Source organism: Rathayibacter sp. PhB127, assembly GCF_003751665.1.
Lineage (GTDB): Bacteria > Actinomycetota > Actinomycetes > Actinomycetales > Microbacteriaceae > Rathayibacter > Rathayibacter festucae.
Genome location: NZ_RKHW01000001.1, coordinates 723,611 through 748,512, shown reverse-complemented (window position 1 = coordinate 748,512; position 24,902 = coordinate 723,611). Strand labels below are relative to the sequence as shown.

Sequence of the window (24,902 nt, the reverse complement as noted above, 5' to 3'; positions counted from 1 at the left end):
ACGCTTCGGCCGCGGACGGCGCGGCCGCCCCGCATAACATCAGCTGAGAGCGGGGTCCCTCGCCCGTCAGCCGAGGCCGGTCACTCTCAGCTGATGTTCTGCGCGCAATACGATCGACTCATGCCCCTCACCGGAGAATACGAACCGAGCACGTCCGCCTGGGCCCGCGAGCAGGCGGAGCTCTACGAGGCCACCGGCGGCGCGGAGGGCAACCTCCTCCGCGGCAAGCCGATCATCGTCCTGACCACGGTCGGCGCCCGCAGCGGCAAGGTGCGCAAGACCGCGCTGATGCGCGTCGAGCACGACGGCTCCTACGTCGTCGTCGCCTCGAAGGGCGGCGCGCCCGAGCACCCGGTCTGGTACCTGAACATGGTCAAGGAGCCGCACGTCGAGCTGCAGGACGGCCCGGTGAAGAAGGACTACACCGCGAGCGTCCTCGAGGGCGACGAGCGCGCCGCCTGGTGGGAGCGCGCGGTCGCGGCCTGGCCCGACTACGCCGAGTACCAGACCAAGACCGACCGGCAGATCCCGCTGGTGCTGCTCACGCCCTGGTCCTGACCCGGCCGGCCGTCACTCCGGAGCGACGACCGTCGTCTCCGGAGTGTCGTCGCCCGTCTCCGGAGACTCGTCCTCCGGCTCCACCCGCGCCGCGATGAGCGCCAGCACCCGCGGGTGCGACAGCAGCACGAAGTGCCCCACCACCGACACCGCGATGTTCTCGCGGGCCCCGGCGAGGCGACTCCCGCCCGGGATGTACTGGTCGCGCATCCCGTAGATCGAGACGATGCGGCGGTCGGCGTCGCGCTCGGCCAGCAGCGTCCGGATCACGGGCCGGTGCGGGCCGAACTCGCGCAGCGCCCGGGCCGGCGCGATCCGGGCCAGCGGTGAGCCGTTGAACGGCGTCGAGACGGCGATCATCCGGTCGATCCGGCCCTCGTCGCGGTCGTCGACGACCATCATGTGCTTGCCGATCAGGCCGCCCTTGCTGTGCGCGACGACGACGACCCCGTGCAGGTCGTGCTCGCGCAGGTACTCCTGCCCGAGCGCGGCCGACGCGACGATCGGCCGGGTGTTGTAGCCGAGCGCGGGCAGCACATGGATCGGGTGCCCGGCCGCGTGCAGCCGGTCGGCGATCGGCCGCAGGAACTGCCAGGTCTCGTAGATGCCGGGGATCAGCAGGACGGGCGCGCCGTCGCCCGAGGCGTAGCGCGAGACGTCCCAGCCCTCGCGCAGGTGCGTGAACCGCGAGCCGTAGGCGTAGCGGTAGTCGCGCAGATAGGCCGCGCGCAGCGACGCGGACGAGCGCCGCGGGCGCCCCCGCTCAGGCGCCGGCATAGGCCGCTTCGAGGGCGGCGACGTCGAGCTTCGTCATCCCGAGCATCGCCTGCAGCGCCCGCGCCGCGCCCTCCGCGTCGGAGCCGCCGAGCACGGTCGCGAGCGCGGTCGGCACGATCTGCCAGGAGAGCCCCCAGCGGTCGCGGAGCCAGCCGCAGCGGCTCTCCTCGCCGCCGTCGGCGATCAGCGCGTCCCAGAGCCGGTCGACCTCGGCCTGGTCCTCGACCGAGACCTCGATCGAGACCGCCTCCGTGAACGGGAAGCGCGGGCCGGCGTTCATCGCCCGGAAGAGCTGCCCGTCGAGCTCGAAGGTCACGACCGTGACGGTGCCCGGCGAGGGCGAGCCCTCGGGCAGCACCTCGGTGCTCAGGATCCGCGAGTTCGGCACGAGCTCGGTGTAGAACTCGGCCGCCTCCCTCGCCTGGTCGTCGAACCACAGGAACGTGCTGACTGCACCCATGCCGGCCTCCTCGTCGATCCCCAGTGTGCCCCGTCGCGGGCCGGAGCGGTCGGAGCCGCCGACGTGTCAGCGGCCCGAGCATCAGAGCGGGTTGACCCCGAACGCGGTCGCGAGCTTGTCGATCTTCTTCGCCCGGCCCAGGCGGGGCAGGTCGCTGCCGTCGCGGATGACGCGGCCGCGGGCCTCGAAGTCGTCGAGGAAGTCGCGCGCCCAGGCCACGTCGGACGGGGTCGGGCTGATGACCTCGTTGATGACCGCGAGCTGCTCGGTGTCGAGGCAGAGCTTGCCGGTGAGGCCGAGCGAGACGGTGAGCGCGGACTGCTCGCGCAGCACCGGGTGGCTGTTGGAGACGGTCGGGCCGTCGATCGGGCCGGGCAGGTCGCCGATGCGGGAGGCGACGACGAGGCGCGAGCGCGGGTAGGCCATCGCCAGGTCGTCGGCGCTGGTGCCAGTGTCGCGGCGGTAGTCGCCGCTGCCGAAGGCGAGGCGGAAGGTCCCGCGGGCGCGGGCGATCGAGACCGCCTCCTCGATGCCGAGGGCCGACTCGACCAGCGCGAGCACCGGGGTCGCGCCGCCGAGGCGGTCGAAGGTCTCGGTGACGTGCTCGCCGGCCTCGGTCTTCGCGAGCATGACGCCGGCCAGGCCGGGCAGGCCCTTCAGCGCGTCGACGTCGTCCGACCAGAACGGTGTGGAGTGGTCGTTGATGCGCACCCAGGCGCGCTTCTCGCCGCTGAGCCAGGCGGCGACGTCGGCGCGGGCCTCGGGCTTGGCCTTCGGGTCGACCGCGTCCTCGATGTCGAGGACGACCTGGTCGGCGCGCGAGGCGTGCGCGGCGTCGAAGGTGTCGGTGCGGGTCGCGTTGACGAGCAGCCAGGAGCGGGCGATCTCGGGGGCGACGTCGCGCCCCTTGCGCTTCAGGCCGGTCTCGCCGGAGGGGGTGGAGGTGGTGGGCAGCGTCACGTGAGCAGGTCCTTCCGGTGGCGCGGTCTTCGCACCGCGAGCCCCGCCGCGCAGCGACGGTGCCGGGGTCCAGGGTAACGGCTCGGGGCGGAGCGGACGCGTCAGCGCCGCTCCCAGAGGGTGATCGTCGCGGTCGGCACGGTCGAGCCGGGGCCGGCCTCGAAGCCCTCCGCCGTGAGCCAGTCGAAGGCCGCCGGGTCGGAGGCGGGAGCCGCGGTCCAGACGCGCTGCTCGCCCGCGAGGGCGGCCCGCAGCGACGCGTCGTCGAGCAGGACGTCGGAGTAGGTGCCCGTCGTGGCGTAGGAGCGCTCGAGGGCGACGTCGTCGAGCCCGGCGAAGGCCGAGGGGTAGGCGGCGAGGGCGATCCGCGGCCGCAGCGACACGGTCCCGCTGTCGCCGAGGAGGAACGCGTCGCCCGGGCGCGCGCCGGCCTGGATCGTCTGCGCGAGGGCGCGGAGGTCCTGTCCGGCCGGCTTGCCGGTCTCCGTCCGCATCAGGACGAGCGCGGGCAGCGCCGCGACGGCGAGGGCACCGACGAGGACGCCCGCCGTCACCGGCCGCCAGGAGGCGAGGGCCACCCCCAGCGCCATCGCCAGCGCGGGCGAGCTGAGGCTGAGGTAGCGCGGGGTGAACATCGGCTCGATCAGCGCGGTGCCCAGGAGCAGGACGGCCGCGGGCAGGAGCAGCCAGACGGCCAGCACGAGGACGAGCGGGGATCGGACGGCCCGCGTCCGCACTGCCGCGACGGCCAGCAGTCCCACGGCGAGCGCCGCCAGCCACCACGCCGAGCCGAAGAACGACTCGACGACCACCGTGTAGGCGTTGACCGGCTGCGAGCGAAGCCAGCCGATCTGCCCGCTCTGCCCCGCCGCCGTGAGGATGACCGGGCTCGCGACGCCGACCGACAGCACCGCGCCGAGCACGCCGGCTCCGAACGCCCTGCCACGACGAGGCCCGACGGCCGCCGCGAGCAGCGCGAAGGCCGGCAGCACGAGCACGCAGTAGAGGAAGACGGCGTTCGCGAGCCCCGCCACCGCGACGAACGCGACCCAGCGCAGCACTCCGCCGTCCCGCGCCGCTCGGACCACCAGCACCGCCGCCCAGACGACCAGCGCGGTCGCGAGCGCGGAGGAGCGCGCCTCCGTCCCGTTGAACGACGTCCGGGGCAGCAGCCCGAAGACGATCGCGGCGAGCAGCGCGGCCCGCGGCCGGCCCAGCGAGCGCAGGAGCACCAGCACGCCCGCCGCTCCCGCCCCCGCCGCGAGGGCGGACGGCGCGCGCACGGCCAGCTCCGACTCCCCCGCGATCGCGATCCAGCCGTGCATCAGCAGCGCGTAGACGACGTGCACGGCGTCCTTCTGCTGCGCGAAGGCGAGCAGCTCGGGCAGCGGCAGCCGCGCGAGGCGCAGGGTCGCGGCCTCGTCGTTCCAGTAGGAGGGGATCCAGGAGCCGACCAGGGTCAGCAGCGTCGCGACGACGAGCACGAGACCCGCCGGGATCGACTCCGCCCCGACCCCTCGGGCCCTGCTCCCCCACCGCACCGTCCCACCGTAGGGGCGGCCGGCGTCGCTCAGAGCCCGGCGCGCTCCGCGAGGCCGGCCGAGAACGCGGCCTGGCCCGCGTGCTGGGTGTCGTCGTCGATCACCGAGACGAGCCGGACCGCGAGGGTCACCGGCGGGTCCCAGTCCTCGTCGACCACGCGGGCGAGGTCGGCGTCCTCGAGGGTGTCGAGGTAGGCGAGCGTCTGCTCGTGCACGGCGTCGTAGTACTCCGCGAGCAGCTCAGCCGGCACCGCGGCGAGTGCCGCGACCTCGGCCGGCTCCATCCCGTAGCCGTTCGTCTCCGCCGCGAACGGCAGGCCGGAGCGCTCGTGGAAGCCGCCGGAGATCCAGAGCTGCTCGCGGCCGGCGAGCGGGGCGAGGTGGTCGTCCTGCACCCGGGTCAGGTGCCAGACGAGCCAGGCCGCGGAATTGGCCTGCGCGTCGGCGCGGAAGCCGAGCCGCTCGGGGGTGCTGTCGTCCAGCACGGCGTGCACGGTCCCGTGCACCCGGTCGAAGGCGTCGCGGAGGAGGTCGATGGCTGCAGTCATCCCGCCAGTCTGCTCGGCGCGCCGGTGTCGCGTCACCCCCTGCCGAGTGCTCGGAGGATCCCCGGAGGCGGGTGCCGGATACTCGCTCCGTGACCTCCGGAACCTCGAACCTGGCGATGAAGCCGTGGCTGACCTCCTACGCGGAGGGCGTCCCGGCCGAGATCGACCCGCCCACGCAGACGCTCGTCGATCTGCTCGAGGACTCGGTGGCCCGCTACAAGCGCGGCATCGCGCTCGAGTTCTTCGGCGCTGAGACGAGCTACGCCGAGCTCGGCGAGAAGGTCGCCCGGGCCGCGGAGGGGCTGCGCCGACTCGGCGTGCGCGCCGGCGACCGCGTCGCCCTGGTGCTGCCCAACTGCCCCGAGCACGTCATCGCGTTCTACGCGGTGCTGCGGCTCGGCGCGATCGTCGTCGAGCACAACCCGCTCTACACCCCGCGCGAGCTGCGCCGGCAGTTCGAGGACCACGGCGCCCGCGTCGCGGTGGTCTGGAACAAGACGGCCGACGTCATCGCCGCGCTGCCCGCCGACCTCGGCGTCGAGCGCGTCGTCTCGGTCGACCTCACCGCGTCCTTCCCGCTCGGCAAGCGGCTCGCGCTGAGGCTGCCCCTGGCGAAGGCCCGGGAGGCGCGCGCCAAGCTCACCACGAGCCCGCGCACCCGCTCGCTGATCCCCTTCGACCGCCTCCTGGGCGGCCGCCGGATCGCCCGCTCGCACCCGCGACCGGCGCTCGCCGACACCGCGCTGCTCCAGTACACGAGCGGCACCACCGGCACGCCGAAGGGCGCGATCCTCTCGCACGCCAACCTCCGCGCGAACGCGCTGCAGGGCCAGGCCTGGGTGCCCGGGCTCCGCGAGGGCGACGAGACCTTCTACGCGGTCCTCCCCCTCTTCCACGCCTACGGGCTCACGCTCTGCCTCACCTTCGCGATCAGCATCGGCGCCAAGGTCGTGCTCTTCCCCACCTTCGACGTCGGACTGGTGAAGGCCGCCGCGAAGAAGTCGCCGCCCACCTTCCTGCCCGCCGTGCCGCCGGTCTACGACGCGCTGGCCCGCGCCTCCGAGCGCGGCGAACTCGGCCTGCGCGGCATCCGCTTCGCGATCTCGGGAGCGATGAGCCTGCCAGTCGCGACCGTCGACCGCTGGGAGCGCGCGAGCCGGGGACTCCTCGTCGAGGGCTACGGGATGACCGAGAGCTCACCGGTCGCGCTCGGCAACCCGGTCGGCCCCAGCCGCCGGCCCGGCACCGTCGGCGTGCCGTTCCCGAGCACGCGGATCCGCCTGGTCGACCCCGCCGACCCCACCGTCGACCGCGGACCCGGCGAGTCCGGCGAGCTGCTGCTGCAGGGCCCGCAGGTGTTCCAGGGCTACTGGAAGCGCCCCGAGGACACCGCGGCGACGCTGCTCCCCGACGGCTGGCTCCGCACCGGCGACATCGCCACGGTCTCGGCGGACGGCTTCGTCACGATCGTCGACCGGGCGAAGGAGCTGATCATCACGGGCGGCTTCAACGTCTCGCCGTCCGAGGTGGAGGGCGTGCTCGAGTCGCACCCGGACGTCGTGCGCGCCGCGGTCGTCGGCCTGCCCCGCGCCGAGGGCGGCGAGAGCGTCGCAGCCGCGGTCGTGCTGCGGGCCGGGACGGTCGTCGAGGCCGAGGCCCTGCGCGACTTCTGCCGACTGCACCTGACGGCCTACAAGGTGCCGAAGCGGGTGGTGACGGTCGACGCGCTGCCGACCTCGCTGATCGGCAAGGTGCTGCGCCGCGAGGTGCGCGAGACGCTGCTGGGCTGAGCCGGCCGGCTCCGCCCGCTTCCCGGTTACAGCTCGACGGGTCACAGCTCGACTGGTCACAGCCCGACTGGTCACAGCTCGACTGGTCACAGCTCGACTGGTCACAGCCCGATGAAGGAGAACGACATGACGCGATTCGTGCAGTACACCGAGAACGGCGGCCCCGAGGTGCTCGAGGTCGTCGAGGCGCCCGAGCCCGAGGCCCCCGAGGGCGGCGTCGTCGTCGCGATCCGCGCGGCCGGCGTGAACCCGATCGAGTGGAAGATGCGCTCCGGCGTCCGCCCCGGACCGCCCTTCCCCCGCCGCCTGGGCTCGGACGGCGCCGGCGTGATCACCGCCGTCGGCGCGGGCGTCTCCGGCTGGAGCGTCGGCGACGAGGTGATCGTGAGCAGCGCGGTCGGCACCTACGGCGAGTCCGTCGTCGTCGCCCCCGAGAGCCTCGACCGCAAGCCCGCGGGCCTCGGCTTCGAGGAGGCCGCCGCGCTCGGCGTCCCGATCAGCACGGCCTACCAGGCTGTCGTCTCGCTCGGCGTCGCCGAGGGTTCGGTCTTCCTCGTGCACGCCGGTGCGGGTGCCGTCGGCCAGGCCGCGGTGCAGTTCGCGGTGGAGCAGGGTGCGCGCGTGATCGCGACGGCGAGCCCGGCCAACCACGACCGGCTGCGCGAGCTCGGCGCGGAGCCCGTCGCCTACGGTCCCGGCCTCGAGGACCGCCTGCGTGCGGCGGCTCCCGGCGGAGTGGACCGCGTGCTCGATGCCGCGGGCACCGACGAGGCGCTCGCCGCCTCCCTCGTCCTGGTGAGCGACCCGCAGCACGTCGGCACCGTCGTCGTCGGCGCGCGCGCCGCCGAGCTGGGCATCCGCGCCTGGATGGGCGGCAGTCCCGTCCCCCTGACCGACGAGGAGAAGGCGCTGCGCCGCGAGGGCATCCCCCGCGCCGCGCAGCTCGCCGCCGACGACCGCTTCTCGATCGAGCTCGGCCCGCGCTTCGCCCTCGACGACGTCGCCGACGCCCACCGCCTCAGCGAGGACGGCCACACCCGCGGCAAGATCCTCCTCGTCCCCTGAGCCACCGCCGCTGTTCGAGCACCCCGCCCACTGCATGCTGATCGAGCGACCCGCGCACCTCATCCTGACCGCGCAGCCCGCGCACATCATGCCGATCGAGATACCCGCGCACCTCATGCCGATCGAGTAGCCCGCGCACCTCATGCTGGTCGAGTAGCCCGCGCACCTCATGCTGGTCGAGTAGCCCGCGCAGCGGGCGTATCGAGATCCACATTCGTCAGAAGCCGAGTCTGCAGACCCGCCCTCCTGGTCGACGGCGGGTCCCGATACGCCTCTGCGGGGCTACTCGACCAGCAAGATCCGCGAACGTCCCACGGCATGCCCACGAACACCGCGCACCCTGCATGCTGATCGAGTAGCCCGCGCAGCGGGCGTATCGAGATCCACCCGCCGACGAAGGAGTCCCGCCATGACCACCGACGACACCACCCCCGTCATCCTCGGCGGCGCCCGCACCCCCTTCGCCCGCTTCCAGGGCGCCTTCGCCCCGCTCTCGGCGGTCGAGCTCGGCGCCGCCGCCGTCCGGGCGGCCCTCGAGCGCTCCGGCGCGCAGCCGTCCGACATCGACGCCGTGATCCTCGGCCAGGTCATCCAGGCCGGCGCCGGCCAGGGCCCCGCCCGCCAGACCGCGATCCGCGCCGGCCTCGGCTGGGACGTCCCCGCCACCACGATCAACAAGCTCTGCCTCTCCGGCCTGACCGCCGTGATCGACGCCGCCCGGCTGATCCGCACCGGCGAGGCCTCCGTCGTCGTCGCCGGCGGTCAGGAGTCGATGACGAACACCCCGCACCTCCTGCTCGGCGCCCGCTCCGGCCTCGGCGTCGGCGCGCGGCCCCTCGAGGACGCGCTCCTGCACGACGGCCTCCTCGACCCCTTCGACGACCGGATGATGGGCCGCGTCACCGACGACGGCAACGCCGAGCGCGGGATCCGCCGCGAGCGCCAGGACGCCTACGCCGCCCTCTCGCACCAGCGCGCGGCGGCCGCCCGCGACTCCGGAGTCCTCGCCGAGGAGATCGTGCCGGTCGAGGTCCCGCAGCGCCGCGGCCCGGACCTCCTGGTCTCCGAGGACGACGGCATCCGCCCCGAGACCACCGTCGAGATCCTCGCGGGCCTCCGCCCCGCCTTCAGCCCCGAGGGGACCATCACCGCCGGCAGCTCCTCCCCGATCACCGACGGCGCGGCCGCCCTCGTCATCGCGAGCAAGGGCTGGGCCCTCTCGCGCGGCCTGCCCTGGCTCGCCGAGATCGCCGAGCACGGCCAGGTCGCCGGCCCCGACAACTCGCTGCACTCCCAGCCGTCCGCCGCGATCCTCCGCGCCCTCGCCCGTCGCGGGGCGACCGTCGCCGACCTCGACTCGATCGAGATCAACGAGGCCTTCGCCTCGGTCGTCCTGCAGTCCGCCGACGACCTCGGCGTCGCTCCCGAGGCGGTCAACCTCGACGGCGGCGCCATCGCCCTCGGCCATCCCGTCGGCGCCTCCGGCGCCCGCCTCGCCCTGCACCTGGCCCTCGCCCTCCGCCGCCGCGGCGGCGGCCTCGGCGCCGCCGCCCTCTGCGGCGGCGGCGGTCAGGGCGAGGCCCTCCTCCTCCGCGCCTGACGCCCTCCGCGAGATGCCACTTGTGCACGCCTTTCGCGGCGTGTCGCGTGCACAAGTGGCATCTCGCGGAAGGCGCCGTGCGCGGGTGCGACGTCAGCGGGTGCGGAGGACTCTCGGTGCCCGGAGGAGGGCCAGGACGGACAGGACGAGCGAGAGGCAGTGAGCGGCGAGAAGCGGGCCGCTCATCAGGAAGACGGCTCCGGCCGCCGGCACGGACATCCCGCCGACGAGGATGACGAGGCCCACGGCGAGGAAGCAGGCGTGCAGGATCGTGCAGACGACGGAGGTGCGCCACCACGTCATCCAGCGAGCGAACAGCGGCGGGAGCGTGACGAGCGCCCACAGCGCGACGCTCGGCAGGCCGAACACGGAACCGTCGACGAGGACCGCGATCAGCGTGATCGCGACGAACGGGCCTCCCACGACGGCGGTGACCAGCTGCAGGAGCTTCGACTGCAGGAGCAGGCTCGGACGGAGCGGACGGCGGGCATCGAGGTCGTGCTCGTCGATCGCGGCGCGGGCGATGACGGCGGGATCGCCGAAGGACTCGACGAACCCCTCCTCGTCTCCCACCCCCGCCGCGTGCTCGGCGGCGTCCTGCAGGAGGCACCGCTGCGAGCGTCGCGGCAGGACGGCGAGCTCGCGTCGCAGCTGCGCGTCGTAAGCGCGCCGAGCGGTCCCGGTGGTGTGCGTCGTCGTCATCGGTTCGTCTCCAGGAGGTCGTCAACGGTGCTGCGGAACGGCGCCCATTCCGAGCGGAAATCGTCGAGCCGTGCCCGACCCGCTGGGGCGAGCGAGTAGTAGCGCCGCTGGCGTCCCTCACTCGGGTCGGTGAGCTCGGTCGACACCAGTCCGCTGTCGCGCAGGCGGGAGAGGAGCGGGTAGAGCGTGCCCTCGCCTGCGATCAGGCCTGCGCGGCTGAGGGTGAGGGCGAGCTCGCGCCCGTACTTCGGCTCCCCGGCGATGGCCGCCAGGACGCAGAACTCGAGAACCCCCTTCCGGAGGTTCGCGAGGATCTTCTCGGTATCGGTCGCCATGCCCGCAATGATGCCTTGCATCGCAAGGCCTGGCAATACCCAGCTTACGCACCTGGCAGATCCCGACACCAGGCGGGCTCTCGCGAGATGCCACTTGCGCACGCCTTTCGCGGCGTGTCGCGTGCACAAGTGGCATCTCGCGGAAGGGGTCAGCCCGCCCGGCTACGCTCGCGGGATGAGCATCCTCAGCGCGGACGGCCTCGAGTTCGTGACCCAGCGGCACCTGGCCACCCTGTCGACCCCGTGGCAGCAGGGACGCCTGCACGTCGTCGCCGTCGGCTTCACCTACGAGGACGGCGTCGTCCGCGTGATCACCTCGCGCGAGAGCCAGAAGGTGCTCAACGTCCGCCGCGGCGGCACCGCGACCGTCAGCCAGGTCGACGGCATCCGCTGGCTGAGCCTGGGCGGCCCGGCCTCGATCGAGGAGGACCCCGAGGCCGTCGCGCACGCCGTCGAGCTGTACTCGCAGCGCTACCGGACGCCCCGCGAGAACCCGCTCCGCGTCGCGATCCGCATCGACGTCGACTTCGCCCTCGCCTCCTCGGGCCTGCGCGCGGACTAGCCCCGTGCACTCCCCCGACGCACTGCGGGCCGACGGCGCCGTCTCGTCGCTGCGGACCTACCGCTACGTGCGGGTGTCGCTCGTGGCCGCCGTGCTGTTCCTCGGCGTCGGAGTGACGTGGCACCTCGCCACGCTCGGCCCGCTGCGCTCGATCAGTGCCGCGCACTACACCCCCGTGCGCTCGATCTTCGTCGGCTCGCTGTTCGCCGTCGCGGTCGGCCTCGTGGTCCTCGCCGGGCGCAGCGTCCGCCGCACGCTGCTCGTGATCGCCGGCTTCACGGCTCCCGTCATCGCCCTGGTGCCCGCACCGATCCCCTCCGACGAGCTGCAGCTGCTGACGGGCACCGGCTGCCCCGCGGGTGTCTCGCGCTGCATCGCCCCCGGCACGGAGGACGCGATCGCCGTCGGGATGCTCGCCTACCTCGTCGTCGCCGCGGCGGCCCTGGTCGCCTCGCTCGCCTTCCTCGCCGTCGACCGCGCGCTCGACCGCGGCGCCTGGCTGCGCGCCGGCGGTGCCGCCGTGCTTCTCGCCGGCCTCGCCGTGTTCTCGACCACCCCGGCCTTCGCCGACCTCGGCCACTACGCCGCCGCCGCGCTGTTCTTCCTGCTGATCGCCGCCGTCGCCGGGATCCACGCCCACGCGGTGCGCTCGCAGGGCGTCCGCGGACCGGGCTCGCTCCGCGCCTACTCGCTCGCCTACTCCGCGCTCGCCGTCCTCCTGGCGGCGGTCGACGCCGCCGCGATCGTCCTCCTGCTGACCGGCCGGGCCTCGGCGCTCCTCGGCGAGCAGTGGCTGCTGATCGTCGAGGCGATCGCCCTCGCCCTCTTCACCGCCTTCTGGATCCTGCAGACCGTCGAGAACTGGCGCGACCCGGACGCGGCGGCCCGCTGAGCGTGGGTCCACCCGTCCGCCGTTCCGACACGACGACGCGAGCGGGTCGGCCGACGTTCCACGCAGCGCGCCAGTTCACGAACGCACGCACCGGCCTTCACGCTTCCGACTACGGTTTCTCGGGAGATCGAGTGCGCAGCGGTGCCACGACGGTGCTCGGACGACCAGCTCTCTCCGCGGAGGGGAGGAGCCTGTCACCGAATGTGGGCGATTCGACCAGCACCGAGAGGAATCACTCGTGTTCCTCGTCAGACGAGAGAAGGGTCCGGGATGGACGTGCGGATTCCGGTGAACACCGTGTGGCGGATCATTCGGCACCTGGTTCAGGGGGCGGTGGTCGGCGCCGTCCTCGTCGTCCTCGGAATCATCCTCGTGCTCGGTTCGGCGTTCCTCACGAGCAGCGACATCCACCTGCCAGGAGTGATCACGGTCTGGTCATCGACCGAGAACGGCCTGCCCGCTCTCGTCTTCGAGCCGCATCCTCTCGGTCTGCTCGTCGTCGTCATCGCCATCGCAGTCGTCTCGACTCGGCGGGGACTCGCACGTCGTCGCCCGCGCCCCACGGTCCTGGAGAGCTGACCGGATCAGCCGCTCTGCTCGGCCCCGGTGGAATCCGTACCGACCCTGGTTCCGCCGGACACTTCGTCGTTGCCGTCAGCGCTCCGCCGCGTAGCGGAACAGGTGCTTCTCCCGCACGAGGAGCGTCCCCGCCGCGCAGCCCGCGGCCGTCGCCGCCGAGGCCAGGACGAGCAGGCGGAGGCAGCCGTGCAGCAGGGCCGCCCGGTCGCCGGGGCTCTCGGGCAGAGCGAGAACGAGCACACCGGCCGGAATCACAGCCCAGGCAGCGGCCAGCCAGAGCGCGTTCTCGGTCAGGAGCTGCACCAGCAGCGCCGATCGACGGACGCCGACGTGGAGCGCCGAGGCCAGCTCGAGGCGACGGAGGCGGACGAGTACCGTTCCGAGCACGACTCCGAACACTGCCGCACTCGGCACCGCGAGAAGGGAAGGCCTGGCGCGGACCGCCTCGCCGACGTCGTAGGGCTCGCCCAGTCGGGAGTTCAGCCGGCTGACGGACGGCTTCTCGACCGGACTCGGAGCGACTGCGGTGAGGAGGAACGACGCCGTGGGTGACTGGACGAAGGGGACATCGAGCCAGCAGGCGTCGAACATCCCGTCCGCCGGAACGACGACGAGGACCGACCAGCCGAGTCCGGGCAGGCGGCCGTCGTCGGGGTAGTCGAAGATCCCCGCGACCGCGACGGGACCCGCCGTCGTCGCCACCGTCTGGCCGACGTCGCTGCCGAGGGCGACCGCGACCTCCCGGGAGAGGAGGAGACCGGCGATCGCGGGATCGACCCGGTGCGGCAGGAGGTCGACGAAGTGCGGCGTCACGTGTCGGCTGGGGACCGTCGTGGACGGCAGCGCCTCGAAGACGACCCCTCCGCCGTCCGACATCGCGCCCGCCGCTTCGGCCCCCGCCACTCCGGCGAGTCTCTCGCAGGCCCTGCCGGAAATGCCTCGCGTCGACGCCACCGTGCTGATCGTCGCTCCGGCGGAGTGGAACGCTCGGAACTCGGTCACGATCGACCTCACCGTCATCGCGTCGTAGAGGCAGAGCGCTCCGATGACGACGACGAACGACACCAGCGCGAGGATCGGCCTGCTCGTGCGGGCGGCCGTGCTGCGGAGCGCCTCGGTGAGGACGGACGAGAGCCGCACTAGGGCGCCAGCTCGATGGCCGTCTCGCAGGCGGCCGCAGCACGCGGATCGTGCGTCGCCACGACGACGATGCTCCCGCCGCTCGAGACGTGGCCGAGCACCTCGATGACGGTCTCCGCACTCCTCGAGTCGAGCTGCGCGGTCGGCTCGTCGACGAGCAGCAGGTCGGGAGCGGAGGCGACCGCCCGCGCGAGCATGAGCCGCTGCGCCTCCCCGCCGGAGAGCCGCGCGAACGGCGTCGCGGCGCGCTCCTCCAGACCGAAGGTGCTGAGCAGGGCCTCGGCGTGGACCTGGGCCGACCACCGTCGCTCGCCCCTCGCCAGGAAAGGGAGGACGACATGGTCGAGTGCCGAGCGCCTCGCCGTGCCGTGCGGGTTCTGCAGCACCCGGCCCGTCCGCGCGACGCCGCAGGTCCGGACGGTTCCGAGCGAGGGCGCGAGTGATCCCGCCAGGATCCCGAGCAGCGTCGACTTCCCCGAGCCGGAAGGACCGGTCAGTGCATAGGTCCGCGCCGGCAGGAGGAGTCGGCTCACCGGAGCGAAGAGCGGTGCGCGGGCGTCGAACGAATGACTCACCGCCACCAGCTCGACGAAGACCGCGCTGGAGTCGAGTGTCTCAGCGGACTGCCGATCCCGACTGTTCAGCATCCTCCCGTCCTCTCCGGGGCCGTGCTGATCCGCGCGGGTGGCTCGGGCGAGGCGAAGCGGACGAAGGACTTCCCGAGCTCGGACGCCACGACCTCGACGGCGACCGCCTCACCTCCGGCCAGCACGCAGCCGTGGCGCCCCTCGAGGGCGTAGATCGCGGCCGGAGGGACGGCCCAGGTCTCGATCGGCTCCGCCAGTTCGAGGGTCGCGTCGAGCACGACCGAAGCGGTGCCACCTACGGTGCTCGCACCTCCGCCCGCGCCGGAGCCGACGGCCCGAACCGCCTGTTCGAACTCCGCCGACGACCGCAGCAGGCGGAGGTCCTCCTCGGACCGGATCGCCCCGAGATCGTCCACGGCCAATCGATGCTCGGCGATGAGCGCGATGCGCTCGCCGGGCAGGAGATCCGAGGGAACGGGATCGACCGCTGCCGCCGTCACCGGCGACTCCAGCTCGGCGATCGCCGCACCGGACTCCACCGTGGTGCCGAGCTCGACGGAGCATCCCGCCGCTTGGGCCGTCGGGGATGGCAGCCAGACGAGGCTCTCTATCGCGATGACGTCCGGCTCCGTCGCCGCGCCCAGCTCGCGCAGCCGCGTGTCGATGAGCTTCACGGACGTCTGCCCGAGGACGCCGTCCGCCCGGACTGCGTGACCCAAGCGGCGGAGTTCGTTCTGGAGCGCGAGCACGTCGTCTCCGGTGTCGCCGACGCGGAGGTCCCGGTAGAGCGGCGTCACAGTGGCGATGCTGAGGAGCCGCGAGCCGTCGACCGCGAGCACGCTGCCCCAGGAGTCGATGGCGGTCCCGGGTGCGCAGTCCAGCGCCGTGATCGTGCCGGAGCGCCGCACCTGCAGCTGCTCTCGTGCGCCCTGCTCGACCGCGATCTTCACGGCCCGCGCATCGACCGTCGACTGGGCCGTCGGCTCGAACTCCGCAGGAGCGGAGGTCGGGAACGCGACCGACGGCGGCACCTCCGGCGTCGCCGTCGCGGTCAGAGCGATCGCGACGCCGGCGCCGGCGAGGACGACGGCCGCGAGGACGACGAGGCCGGGTCCGCCTCTGTCACCCATGCTCGAAGAACGAACGGATCGCGAGCAGTGGCCGGTCCCCGACTGTGAGCAGACGGCTCACGAGCCGACTCCCAGGGGATCGATTCGGCACCCCTGCAGCGCCAGCCGCCCCGCGGCCTCGTCGACGAAGGGGAAGTCATCGCGCGACGTGTCGTCCGCGTAGTCGCCCTTCGAGTACGAGGAGGGCACGACGCCGGAGCGGGCGAGGCACTCCACGATCAGCGTGGTCTCGTCAGCTCGATCCGGGTTGCGATGGGTCCAGCTGTAGAGGGCGCCGATCTCGGTCTCGCCCGAGCTCCGGGAGCAGCCCTTCACATCTTCGTTGGCGGCGTCGGCGTCCGTATCCGGAGCGAACGTCAGGTGGAACGACCCGTCGAGCGCGTACTCGTCGATGCCGTAGCCGAGATCCGCGACGCACCTGGTGAAGCGGTCGATCATCTCCGCGCGCTCCTCCTCCGATACGGAGCCGTCCTCGATGACGGACCGGGTGAAGTCGTCTGTCGCCCGTTCGTAGGAGGCGGCGAACTCCGAGGCCCACGGGCCGGTGAAAGCGGGGGCGTCCCGGGCGGGAGCAGTCCCGTTGGCTGACGGTCCGTCGGCCGCGCATCCGGTCAGGCCGAGCACCAGCACTGCGCCTCCTATGACAAGTCGTGTCGTCTTCGACATGAGGGGTGGACGACCTACTCGAGGACGTCGTAGTACGCCGTGTTGCCCGAAGCTCGCAGGGGCGACCAGTGCGCTACGGCGAGCGTCGAGGACGGCTGCCAACCGCTGTACGCGCAGCCGCCGTGACCGCAGGCCGTCGCCTTGTGGCTCTTTCCACTGTGCTGGTACTCGGAGTAGACCTGCCCGCCGCTTCCGTAGATGCCACCGGAGCGGGTTCCGTGATCCCAGACCCCGCCCTCGGAGGGACGCTCCGTCACGGCGGAGGCGCTGACCGCGCCGCCCGCGAGGATGCCTCCTGCCACGAGGGCGCCCACGACCATCGCCGTCGTCCTGCGTCGAATCATGTTTCTGCCTTCTCTCCAGCACCGTCGGTGCCATTTGTCGGATGGTGTTCTGAGAGCACCATACGCGTCTGGTCCACTCGGCAGGCAGATGGCGTGAGACGCAGTGACGGCGGGCGTGAGAACACGGACTACGCCGGCGCCCTCGGTCCGGCAACCGGAGCCGGCCCGACGCAGCAGGACGCCCACCCGAGCGATCCCGTCCCCGAAACGACGGAAGGCCCGCTCTCTCGAGCGGGCCTTCCGTGTGGTGGTGGATCCGAGGGGATTCGAACCCCTGACCTCTTCATTGCGAACGAAGCGCGCTACCAACTGCGCCACGGACCCGTGCCTTCCGAGCCGTCACCGGCCCGAACAACTCGTCCACACTAGCACGTGGCCGAGGGGCGGAGGACCGGTCAGGCTCCGCGGCGGCGCTGCAGGGCCTGGTCGAGGTCGATCGCGTCGACGCCCTCGACGACGCCCATCGAGGCGAAGCGCGAGGACGGGCGGGGCGCCTCGGGGACGGGGACCGGGCCGGTCGCGCGCGGGGAGCGGATCGGCGCGACCTCAGGGGCCGACGCGGCGGCGCGCTGCGCGATCTCGGCGTCGGCGGCGGCGGCGCGGAGGCGCTCCACCGCGTCGATCGAGGCCATCGCGCTGGCCGCGACGGTTCCGCGGGAGAGGTAGAGGGGCTTCGGCAGGGGCTGCGGCGTCCAGCGGGTCTCCTCGGCGGCGGCGGCCTCCTCCTCGGGGGCGGCGGCCTCCTCGGCGAGCTCGGCCTCGAAGACCTCGGCGCGGCGGCGGGCCACCTCGGCGGTGCTGGTCGAGACCGCGGCGGGCGCGGCGCTGCGCTGCCGGCCCGGAGCGAGCAGGATCAGGGTGCCCAGACCCGCGGCCAGCAGCAGCACGCCGACCAGCGGTACGACGCCCGCACCGCCGAAGGGCAGCATGACCAGCCCGACGAGGGCGACGACGAGGCCGATCAGCACCGTCAGCGCCGCGCCCTGGCGCCAGCGCATCGCGCCGGGAGCCGTCCGCGTGCTCTGCCGCGTGCTCGCGGCCGCCCGCCGCAGCGCTTCGCGCGCCGCCTTCTCCGCCTGTGCCAGCTCCATCGCCTGTGCCTTCTCTTCGGCTCGTTGTTTGGTCTCGGTCGCCCGGAGGGTGCGCTGCTGCAGCGCGACCTCGCGGGCCGTCGCCTCCGCACGCACGTGCTCGGGCACCTCGGCGGTCTCGGCGAGGATCCGCAGGGTCTGCTGGAGCCTCACCGCGTTGCGCTCGGTCGCGTAGAACGACCGCCGGCGCATCCACGCGGGGATGAGATAGGCGACCCACAGAACGGCGGCGAGCGCCCAGACGACGCCCCCGCCCAGCCAGTCGCTACTCATGCGACCAACGCTAGGAGCACGGGGCGCTCCCGTCCGTCATTACGGGTAGGTGTGTCCGTGCGGATCGCGGATTAATCGGCTCCCCGTCGGGGGGACACCGGCGCCGTCGGGCGGCCCGGAGAGGCCCGATCGGCGGGAGGCGCGCTGGTCGGCGTCGGTCGGCACGCCGACGTCGGACGGCACCTGGCCCTCGAGGTAGCGGCGCAGGACACCGCGCGGCACCTCCTCCGCCACCAGCGCGAAGCAGAAGTGGTCGCGCCAGTCGCCGTTGATGTGGATGAAGCGGCGGCGCAGGCCCTCGTAGCGGAAGCCGAGCTTCTCGACCACGCGCAGGCTCGGCCGGTTCTCGGGGCGGATGCAGATCTCGATCCGGTGCAGGCCGAGGTCGAAGAAGGCGTGGTCGGTGGCCAGCGCCACCGAGACGGGGGTGATGCCGCGGCCGGCGTAGCGCTCGGAGACCCAGTAGCCGATCGAGCCGGAGGAGAGGGAGCCGTAGCCGATGTTGGAGATGTTGAGCTGGCCGGCCAGCTCGCCGTCCCAGTCGATCAGGAACGGCACGCCGCCGCCGGCACGCGCGTTCTGCTGCAGCGAGCGGATGCTGGCCCGGACGTCGAAGGCGGCACCGCCGCGGGGGTCGGACGCCTCCCACTGCCGCAGCCAGGCGCGGTTCGCGATCAGCTCGCGCTCGAGGGGGCGGGCGTCCCGGACCCGGATCGGGCGGATGGTGACACGACCCTCGGTGAGCGTCGGTATCGGCAGCGGCATGTGCTGACCCTACTGCGCGGTCGCGACGGTCGAAGGGGGTGGACCGGAGCGCCGGGACGCGGCAGGGGCCGGAGCAGCGGGGGCCCGCCGCCCGCATGCTGGTCGAGTAGCCCCGGAAGGGGCGTATCGAGACCCGCGTCCGCCAGAAGGGCCGGTCTGCAGGCTCGACTGCCGCGACGGTGGATCTCGATTCGCCCGCTGCGCGGGCTACTCGATCAGCATGGCGAGGACGCCCGCGAGGCGGGCTACTCGATCAGCATGCGGAGGGCCGCGAAGCGTGCCGCTCGAAGCGCAGCGCCCGCCCCGCGGGATCCTCGGTCAGAGGCCCGCGACGAAGTCCTTCAGCCAGGGCTTGAGGTCGACGCCGAGGTCCTCGCGGTCGGAGGCGAGCTGCACGATCGCCTTGATGTAGTCGAGCTTGTCGCCGGTGTCGTAGCGACGGCCGCGGAAGACGACGCCGTAGACGCCGCCGAACTCGGCCGGGTCCTGCGCCATGCGCTCGAGGGCGTCGGTCAGCTGGATCTCGCCGCCCTTGCCGGGCGCGGTGTGCTCGAGCACGCCGAAGACGTCGGGCTTGAGGACGTAGCGGCCGATGATCGCCAGGTTCGAGGGCGCGTCCTCCTTGGAGGGCTTCTCGACCAGACCGGTGATGCGCACCACGTCGTCCTCGTCGGTGGCCTCGACCGCGGCGCAGCCGTAGAGGTGGATCTGGTCGGGGTCGACCTCGAGGAGGGCGACGACCGTGGTGTCGCGCTGCTCCGCCACGTCGATCATGCGGGTGAGGAGCGGGTCGCGCGCGTCGATCAGGTCGTCGCCGAGGAGGACGGCGAACGGCTCGTCGCCGACGTGGCGCTGCGCGCGCGAGACGGCGTGGCCGAGGCCCTTCGGCTCACCCTGGCGGACGAAGTGCACGTCGGCGAGGTCGCTCGCGTACTGCACGTGCGCCAGCTTGGCGTCGTCCAGCTTCTTGGCGAGGTTCTGCTCGAGCTCGGGGACCGAGTCGAAGTGGTTGGCGAGCGCGTTCTTGTTGCGCCCGATGATGACGAGGACGTCCTGGAGTCCGGCGTCCGCGGCCTCCTCGACCACGTACTGGATCGCCGGCTTGTCGACGACGGGCAGCATCTCCTTGGGGATGGCCTTGGTCGCCGGCAGGAAGCGGGTGCCGAGACCGGCGGCGGGGATGACGGCTTTGCGGATTCGAGTGCCCATGGGGCGCCATACTAGCGGCGGCCGTGGTCGGGCACGTTTCGGCCCGGAGAGGGGCTTGACCGCCGTGTACCCCGCTCGTGGACAGAGCCACCGCAGGACTCCTCACGATCGCGATGCTGCACTCCTCGCGATCGTCATCCGTCCCTCTTCAGGATCGCCGTTCCGGCCGCGAAAGCCGTCCGACACCCCGGATCTAGACTGGGCCGCATGCCAGCCGACATCACCCACGAGAAGCGGGCGCTGCGCGCCGAGCTCCGTGAGCGCCGACGCACGCAGACCGCGACCGCCCGCGAGCAGGCCACCCTGCACCTCACCGAGCACCTCGAGGAGCTGGCGACCCGGGTCGGCGCACGGTCGATCGCCTGCTACCTCTCGGCGCCGGACGAGCCGAGCACCCGCCCGTTCCTCGGCTGGGCCGAGAGTCGCGGGATCCGGGTCCTCTTCCCCATCTCCCGCCAGGACGGCCTGCTCGACTGGGCAGTCGGCGACGGCCACACCGAGACCCAGGGCCTCTTCGGCATGCCGGAGCCGGTCGGTCAGCTGCTCGGCCCGATCGCGATCAACGACGTCGACCTGATCATCGTCCCCGCCGCCACCGTCGACCGCTCGGGCATGCGGATGGGCTGGGGCCGCGGCTACTTCGACAAGACGCTCGGCTCGATGGAGAAGTGCCCGCCGGTCTACGCCGTGGTCTTCGACAGCGAGTTCGTCGAGCACGTGCCCAGCGAGGTGCACGACCAGGCGGTCGACGGCGTCGTCACCCCCTCGGGCATCGTCGACATCCCGCGCTGACCCGCTCCCCTCATTCCCCCACTCCCCCGCCGCCACCCGCCTCAGGAGCACCAGTGCCCACCTACTCCTACCGCTGCACCCAGTGCGGCAACGCCTTCGACATCCAGCAGAAATTCACCGACGACACCCTCACGGAGTGCCCGAGCTGCCAGGGCGCGCTGCGCAAGGTCTTCAGCGCGGTCGGCGTGACCTTCAACGGGTCGGGCTTCTACCGGACCGACTCGCGCGCTTCGGGGTCCGGGTCCGGCTCCGGCTCGAAGGAGTCGAAGGGCGAGTCGGGCGGCGGGTCGTCCACTCCCGCCTCGACCGGCTCGGGCTCCGGCGGATCGTCCTCGGGCGGCTCCGGCTCGTCGTCGGGCTCCTCGGGGTCGGGATCCTCCGGCTCCGGCTCCGGCTCCTCGTCCTCGTCCTCGGGCTCCGGCTCCGGCTCCTCGGGCTCCTCCTCCTCCAAGCCCTCGTCCTCCGGGTCGGGCTCCTCCTCGTCCTCCTAGGGCCGCCGCTCCCCCGGGAGCGACCCCGCCTCCGCGCACCTCACTCCGCCCGCCCGAAGAAACGGAACAGATCATGATCAACGGCTTCAAAGAGTTCATCCTCCGCGGCAACGTCATCGACCTGGCTGTCGCCGTGGTCATCGGCGCCGCGTTCACCACCATCGTCAACGCCATAGTCACCGGGATCTTCAACCCGATCATCGGCGTGATCTTCGACGCCTCTTCGCTCGAGACGCTCGTCTGGACGATCCGCCCCGAGGGCAACGGCCAGGAGGCGTCGGTCATCGCCTGGGGCAGCGTCCTCTCCGCCCTGATCCAGTTCGTGATCGTCGCGTTCGTGCTCTACTTCGCGTTCGTCCTGCCGATCAACCACCTCAAGAACGCCGCGTTCAAGAAGAAGATGGACGACGCCCCGGCCGCCGAGGACAAGGCGCCCACCGAGCTCGAGCTCCTCGCCGACATCCGCGACCTGCTCGCCAACGGCGGCACCGCGACCACCGCGAACTCCGGCAAGCACGTCGACTGACCAGTGTTGACGGCGGAGGGTGCGGCGATCTCGAGGTCGCCGCCCCCTCACCGCGTCCGGTGGTGTCCGCGGAGCGCACTCCCGACGCCTCCGCCGTGTCAATTCTTGTTAACGGTAACAAACTGCTCGCGTGTCGCCCACGCGAGCCTTTAGTGTGTGGTTCCTCACCACCCGTGCGACGGAGCACCGGCACCCTCACTCTCGAGGGCCAGCGGCCTCGTCGCCCTCTCGACGACGAGGAATCCTGCATGAGACGAACACGATCGACGTTGCGGACCGCTCTGGCGACCACGACGATCGCAGCCACTGCGCTGCTCGGAGCCGCCCTCCCGGTCTCCGCCTCCGGAGCGACGGCCCAGCCGCTGCTCCACTACAGCTTCGACACCGCGCCGACCGGTACGACCGTCGCCGACACGAGCGGCAACGGCTACAACGGCACGCTGCGCGGCAGCGGCGCCACGGTCGCCGCGGGCGCGCTGAGCCTGCCGGGCGGCTCGGCCGCCGCGGCCCCCTACGTCGACATCCCGACGGCGGGCCTGGTCGGCAAGAAGGACCTCACCGTCTCCACCTGGCTGTCGAACCGGACCGGACCCGCGAACACCGCGGCCGCCTTCCTCGGCGCCCCGGTCGCGGCCGGCGCGTCCTTCTCCTCCGGCTACTACCTGCTCAACCCGACGAATCCGGCGGGCTTCGTCAAGTCGGTCGTCACGAACGCGACGAACGCCGGCGCCCCGTGGAGCACCGAGGTCGGCCCCGGCTCGACCAACGCCGCCACGACCGGACTGCGCGCCCCCTCCGGCTACTCGCTGTACACGACGGTCATCGACGGCACGAACGGGACGCTCTCCGTCTACGTCAACGGCACCCGGATCGGACAGAACCCGATCGCGCGCAACGTCTCGTCCTTCGGAACCTCGCTGGTCGGCTACCTCGGCCGCTCGACCTACAACGACGCCGGCTGGAACGGCCTCGTCGACGACTTCGCGGTCTACGACAGCGCGCTCACCGCCGACGCCGTCACCGCGCTGTACTCGTCGCAGGCGATCGACCGCGCCGTCGCCTCCGTCAGCATCCCGACGACCGCGACCGCCGACTTCGCGCTGCCCACCAGCAGCGCCGGCGTCGCCGTGACCTGGCGCTCGAGCAGCGCGGCCATCGCCGTCTCCGGAAGCAGCGCCGTCGTCACGCGACCGGCCGCCGGCTCCCCCGACGCCGCCGTGACGCTCACCGCCACCTTCACCTCCGGCAGCGACACGCGCACCGTCGACTACCCGGTGCTCGTCACCGCGCAGCTCGCCGACGCCGACAAGGTCCAGCGCGACCTCGACGCCGTGACCGTCGCCCAGGCCGGCGACGTCCGCACCAACATCTCGGTGCCGTCCCGCGGCGGCCTCGGCTCGGCCATCGCCTGGAGCGTCGTCGGCTCGACCGCCGCGACGATCCGCGACGGCAGCACCGCCGACAGCCGCACCATCGTCGTCGAGCGCCCCGCCGCGGGCAGCCCGGCCGTCGATGTGATGGTCCGCGCGACCGCCACCAGCGGATCGGTGACGCGCACCCGCGACTTCACCCTCCGCCTCCAGCCGCTGCCCACCGGCACGGACGACACCGAGGCCTACGTCTGGGCCTTCTTCACCGGGGAGGGCGCGGGCGCCGAGCGCGTCAGCCTCGCCGCCTCGAAGGGGAACGACGCCCTCGACTGGAACACGCTGAACGGCGGGCAGCCCGTCTTCACCTCCGACCAGGGCACCAAGGGCCTGCGCGACCCGTTCGTGATCCGCTCGCACGAGGGCGACAAGTTCTTCATGCTCGCGACGGACCTGAAGATCGACGGCCTGGCCGGCGGCTTCGACACCGCGCAGAAGTCGGGCTCGAAGTACATCGAGGTCTGGGAGTCGACCGACCTGGTGAACTGGTCGGCGCAGCGCCACGTGAAGGTCTCGACCGACTTCGCCGGCAACACCTGGGCCCCCGAGGCGTACTGGGACGACGAGCTCGACACCTACGTCGTCTTCTGGGCCTCGAACATGTACCCGACGACGAACGCGGCCGACCGCACCGCCGTCACCTACAACCAGATGATGTACGCGACCACCGACGACTTCGTCACCTTCTCGGAGGCGAAGCCGTGGATCGACGTCCAGCGCGGCACCGGCCGCGGCACGATCGACTCGACCATCGCGAAGGACGGCGACACCTACTACCGCTTCACCAAGGACGAGGCGTCGATGACGCTGCGCGAGGAGAAGAGCACCGATCTGCTCGCCACGGTCAGCGGCTCACTGCCCGGCACCTCCGGACCGGCGGACGAATGGACGCTGGTCAAGGAGCGCGTCGCCTCCGGCCTGCCCAACGGCGAGCCGAACGGCACCTTCACCAGCGGTGAGGGCCCGAACGTCTTCCCCGCGAACGAGGGCGACGTGAACGGCCTGGACTGGTTCCTCTTCATCGACCAGCCGGACTACCACGCGGGACCGAACCACTACATCCCGTTCGGCACCGACGACCTGGCCGCCGACGCCTGGCAGCCCCTCGGAGCGAAGCTGCGGGAGAACCTGCCGCAGAACTCCGACGGCGGCAAGCCCCGCCACGGCACGGTCATCCCGGTGACCCGCGCCGAGTACCAGCGGATGCTCGAGGCGTACGCCCCGGCGATCGCCGTCACCTCGGTCGCTACGATCGCGGTCTCGACCGCGGCCGGCGTCGCCCCGGTGCTGCCCAGCGCGGAGCTCACGACGGCCGACGGCGCGAAGCGCACCGTCGCCGTCACCTGGGACGCCGTCGCCCCCGCCTCCTACGCCGCCGCCGGCACCTTCACAGTGCGGGGAGTGGCGCAGGACGACTCGCGGATGCCGGTGACCGCCACGGTCACCGTGCAGTCCTCGCTGAAGCTGACGGCCGCGGCGACCACCCGCTGCGTCGCCGGCAAGGTGGTGCTGACGGTCGTCGCGACCAACGGCGACACCGTCCCGATGGACGTCACGATCACCTCGACGGCGGGGACGAAGTCCTTCGCCGGCGTCAAGGCGGGCTCGAACGCCTCCGCCGCCTTCACCGTCCGGGCCGCCCAGCTCGCGGCCGGCGAGGCGACGGTGACGGCGACCGCCTCCGTCGGTGGCAAGACCGTCACCTCGACGGTCAAGGCCCCCTACGCGGCCCGCACCTGCGGCTGACCCGCTACCGCGACGACGACGGCCCATCGTGCTCCGGCACGGTGGGCCGCCGTCGTCCGCGGCCCGCGAGATGCCACTTGTGCGCGCGACACGCCGTGAAAAGCGTGCACAAGTGGCATCTCGCGGAGGGGGTCAGTAGTGCGGGGGGACGTCCTGGCGGAGGCGGGCGTCGTTCGGGCCCGTGTCGGGGCGAACGGGCGCGGCCTCGGGGTCGGGGACGACGGCGTCGTGCGGGGACGGATCGGTGCCCGGCTTCGCGGGCAGGGTCGCCCGCCGGCCGCCACGCGAGCGCCGGAGCGGTCGGTCGGCGCCGGCGGGCGCGGCGGCCCGGGAGTCCTCGGGCACG

At 72.6% G+C, this 24,902-nt stretch carries 27 protein-coding genes and 1 tRNA gene; 11 read left to right on the top strand and 17 right to left on the bottom strand.

Annotated elements, in window-relative coordinates; all coding sequences use genetic code 11:
• The first annotated feature begins 120 nt into the window (after positions 1 to 120).
• Positions 121 to 558: a nitroreductase family deazaflavin-dependent oxidoreductase gene (locus EDF22_RS03795; protein ID WP_123702508.1), complete on the top strand. Its 438-nt coding sequence runs from the start codon at positions 121 to 123 to the stop codon at positions 556 to 558.
• Between the two features lie 12 nt (positions 559 to 570).
• Here the strand turns inward: EDF22_RS03795 and EDF22_RS03790 are convergent, their stop codons facing one another.
• From EDF22_RS03790 to EDF22_RS03770, 5 genes are all read right to left on the bottom strand, one after another.
• Positions 571 to 1,335 carry a triacylglycerol lipase gene (locus EDF22_RS03790; RefSeq protein WP_123702506.1) on the bottom strand — a complete coding sequence of 255 codons (765 nt, stop codon included), beginning with the start codon at positions 1,333 to 1,335 and terminating at the stop codon, positions 571 to 573.
• Positions 1,322 to 1,795: a VOC family protein gene (locus EDF22_RS03785; protein WP_123445250.1), complete on the bottom strand. Its 474-nt coding sequence runs from the start codon at positions 1,793 to 1,795 to the stop codon at positions 1,322 to 1,324. The genes EDF22_RS03790 and EDF22_RS03785 overlap by 14 nt, the downstream gene beginning before the upstream one ends.
• 81 nt (positions 1,796 to 1,876) lie before the next feature.
• Positions 1,877 to 2,713, bottom strand: coding sequence for a CoA ester lyase (locus tag EDF22_RS03780; protein WP_123445387.1), 837 nt, complete (start codon positions 2,711 to 2,713; stop codon positions 1,877 to 1,879).
• A gap of 143 nt (positions 2,714 to 2,856) precedes the next feature.
• Positions 2,857 to 4,296 (bottom strand): glycosyltransferase family 39 protein, encoded by a 1,440-nt coding sequence (locus tag EDF22_RS03775; RefSeq protein ID WP_148059105.1) that lies wholly within the window; start codon positions 4,294 to 4,296, stop codon positions 2,857 to 2,859.
• Positions 4,297 to 4,325: 29 nt separating this feature from the next.
• Positions 4,326 to 4,844: a mycothiol transferase gene (locus EDF22_RS03770; protein ID WP_123702502.1), complete on the bottom strand. Its 519-nt coding sequence runs from the start codon at positions 4,842 to 4,844 to the stop codon at positions 4,326 to 4,328.
• Between the two features lie 89 nt (positions 4,845 to 4,933).
• Here EDF22_RS03770 and EDF22_RS03765 point away from each other — a divergent pair, with 89 nt between their 5' ends.
• The 3 genes from EDF22_RS03765 (at position 4,934) to EDF22_RS03755 (ending at position 9,299) form a co-directional block, all read left to right on the top strand.
• Positions 4,934 to 6,634, top strand: a complete 1,701-nt coding sequence (locus EDF22_RS03765) for a long-chain-fatty-acid--CoA ligase (protein WP_260303269.1) — start codon at positions 4,934 to 4,936, stop codon at positions 6,632 to 6,634.
• A gap of 126 nt (positions 6,635 to 6,760) precedes the next feature.
• Positions 6,761 to 7,699 (top strand): NADP-dependent oxidoreductase, encoded by a 939-nt coding sequence (locus EDF22_RS03760; protein ID WP_123702500.1) that lies wholly within the window; start codon positions 6,761 to 6,763, stop codon positions 7,697 to 7,699.
• A gap of 409 nt (positions 7,700 to 8,108) precedes the next feature.
• The gene (locus EDF22_RS03755; RefSeq protein WP_123702498.1) at positions 8,109 to 9,299 is read left to right on the top strand and encodes an acetyl-CoA C-acyltransferase; all 1,191 of its coding nucleotides are present in this window, start codon (positions 8,109 to 8,111) and stop codon (positions 9,297 to 9,299) included.
• Positions 9,300 to 9,392: 93 nt separating this feature from the next.
• On the opposite strand, the gene EDF22_RS03750 is transcribed toward EDF22_RS03755, so the two are convergent.
• Together EDF22_RS03750 and EDF22_RS03745 are read right to left on the bottom strand one after the other, a co-directional pair.
• Positions 9,393 to 10,001, bottom strand: coding sequence for a hypothetical protein (locus EDF22_RS03750; RefSeq protein ID WP_123702497.1), 609 nt, complete (start codon positions 9,999 to 10,001; stop codon positions 9,393 to 9,395).
• A complete protein-coding gene (locus EDF22_RS03745; RefSeq protein WP_123702495.1) occupies positions 9,998 to 10,336 on the bottom strand; it encodes a PadR family transcriptional regulator in 339 nt (112 codons plus the stop codon). Before EDF22_RS03745 ends, EDF22_RS03750 begins: the two co-directional genes overlap by 4 nt.
• A 175-nt stretch (positions 10,337 to 10,511) precedes the next feature.
• Between EDF22_RS03745 and EDF22_RS03740 the strand changes: the two genes are divergently transcribed.
• The 3 genes from EDF22_RS03740 to EDF22_RS03730 all read left to right on the top strand — a co-directional run bounded on the left by EDF22_RS03740 (position 10,512) and on the right by EDF22_RS03730 (position 12,369).
• Positions 10,512 to 10,898, top strand: coding sequence for a pyridoxamine 5'-phosphate oxidase family protein (locus EDF22_RS03740; protein WP_123702493.1), 387 nt, complete (start codon positions 10,512 to 10,514; stop codon positions 10,896 to 10,898).
• Positions 10,899 to 10,902: 4 nt separating this feature from the next.
• A complete protein-coding gene (locus EDF22_RS03735) occupies positions 10,903 to 11,790 on the top strand; it encodes a hypothetical protein (protein ID WP_123702492.1) in 888 nt (295 codons plus the stop codon).
• A 270-nt stretch (positions 11,791 to 12,060) separates the two neighbouring features.
• Complete coding sequence (locus tag EDF22_RS03730; protein ID WP_123702490.1) at positions 12,061 to 12,369, top strand: hypothetical protein; 309 nt, start codon at positions 12,061 to 12,063, stop codon at positions 12,367 to 12,369.
• Between the two features lie 75 nt (positions 12,370 to 12,444).
• Here the strand turns inward: EDF22_RS03730 and EDF22_RS03725 are convergent, their stop codons facing one another.
• The 9 genes from EDF22_RS03725 to galU form a co-directional block, all read right to left on the bottom strand.
• Positions 12,445 to 13,509: a hypothetical protein gene (locus EDF22_RS03725; protein WP_123702488.1), complete on the bottom strand. Its 1,065-nt coding sequence runs from the start codon at positions 13,507 to 13,509 to the stop codon at positions 12,445 to 12,447.
• Positions 13,509 to 14,156, bottom strand: a complete 648-nt coding sequence (locus EDF22_RS03720) for an ATP-binding cassette domain-containing protein (protein ID WP_123702486.1) — start codon at positions 14,154 to 14,156, stop codon at positions 13,509 to 13,511. Before EDF22_RS03720 ends, EDF22_RS03725 begins: the two co-directional genes overlap by 1 nt.
• Entirely contained in the window at positions 14,150 to 15,226 is a 1,077-nt protein-coding gene (locus EDF22_RS03715; protein WP_123702484.1) for a peptidoglycan-binding protein, read from the bottom strand. The genes EDF22_RS03720 and EDF22_RS03715 overlap by 7 nt, the downstream gene beginning before the upstream one ends.
• A 57-nt stretch (positions 15,227 to 15,283) precedes the next feature.
• Positions 15,284 to 15,856 (bottom strand): hypothetical protein, encoded by a 573-nt coding sequence (locus EDF22_RS03710; protein ID WP_123702482.1) that lies wholly within the window; start codon positions 15,854 to 15,856, stop codon positions 15,284 to 15,286.
• Positions 15,857 to 15,906: 50 nt separating this feature from the next.
• Positions 15,907 to 16,236, bottom strand: a complete 330-nt coding sequence (locus EDF22_RS03705; protein WP_123445238.1) for a lactococcin 972 family bacteriocin — start codon at positions 16,234 to 16,236, stop codon at positions 15,907 to 15,909.
• 248 nt (positions 16,237 to 16,484) lie between these two features.
• Positions 16,485 to 16,560 (bottom strand) — tRNA-Ala (locus EDF22_RS03700).
• 71 nt (positions 16,561 to 16,631) lie between these two features.
• Positions 16,632 to 17,600, bottom strand: coding sequence for a hypothetical protein (locus EDF22_RS03695; RefSeq protein ID WP_123702480.1), 969 nt, complete (start codon positions 17,598 to 17,600; stop codon positions 16,632 to 16,634).
• Positions 17,601 to 17,639: 39 nt separating this feature from the next.
• A complete protein-coding gene (locus EDF22_RS03690; RefSeq protein WP_123445236.1) occupies positions 17,640 to 18,365 on the bottom strand; it encodes a GNAT family N-acetyltransferase in 726 nt (241 codons plus the stop codon).
• Between the two features lie 318 nt (positions 18,366 to 18,683).
• Complete coding sequence (gene galU / locus EDF22_RS03685) at positions 18,684 to 19,574, bottom strand: UTP--glucose-1-phosphate uridylyltransferase GalU (protein ID WP_123702478.1); 891 nt, start codon at positions 19,572 to 19,574, stop codon at positions 18,684 to 18,686.
• A 207-nt stretch (positions 19,575 to 19,781) separates the two neighbouring features.
• On the opposite strand from galU, the gene EDF22_RS03680 reads away from it, so the two are divergent.
• The 4 genes from EDF22_RS03680 (at position 19,782) to EDF22_RS03665 (ending at position 24,556) form a co-directional block, all read left to right on the top strand.
• Positions 19,782 to 20,366 carry a 5-formyltetrahydrofolate cyclo-ligase gene (locus tag EDF22_RS03680; protein ID WP_123445234.1) on the top strand — a complete coding sequence of 195 codons (585 nt, stop codon included), beginning with the start codon at positions 19,782 to 19,784 and terminating at the stop codon, positions 20,364 to 20,366.
• Between the two features lie 53 nt (positions 20,367 to 20,419).
• Positions 20,420 to 20,857 carry an FmdB family zinc ribbon protein gene (locus EDF22_RS03675; RefSeq protein WP_123702476.1) on the top strand — a complete coding sequence of 146 codons (438 nt, stop codon included), beginning with the start codon at positions 20,420 to 20,422 and terminating at the stop codon, positions 20,855 to 20,857.
• A gap of 73 nt (positions 20,858 to 20,930) precedes the next feature.
• Positions 20,931 to 21,383 carry a large conductance mechanosensitive channel protein MscL gene (gene mscL / locus EDF22_RS03670; protein WP_185020085.1) on the top strand — a complete coding sequence of 151 codons (453 nt, stop codon included), beginning with the start codon at positions 20,931 to 20,933 and terminating at the stop codon, positions 21,381 to 21,383.
• Between the two features lie 248 nt (positions 21,384 to 21,631).
• The gene (locus EDF22_RS03665; protein ID WP_123702474.1) at positions 21,632 to 24,556 is read left to right on the top strand and encodes an immunoglobulin-like domain-containing protein; all 2,925 of its coding nucleotides are present in this window, start codon (positions 21,632 to 21,634) and stop codon (positions 24,554 to 24,556) included.
• Between the two features lie 132 nt (positions 24,557 to 24,688).
• Here the strand turns inward: EDF22_RS03665 and EDF22_RS03660 are convergent, their stop codons facing one another.
• Positions 24,689 to 24,901 (bottom strand): hypothetical protein, encoded by a 213-nt coding sequence (locus EDF22_RS03660; RefSeq protein ID WP_123702472.1) that lies wholly within the window; start codon positions 24,899 to 24,901, stop codon positions 24,689 to 24,691.
• Position 24,902 lies beyond the last annotated feature (1 nt).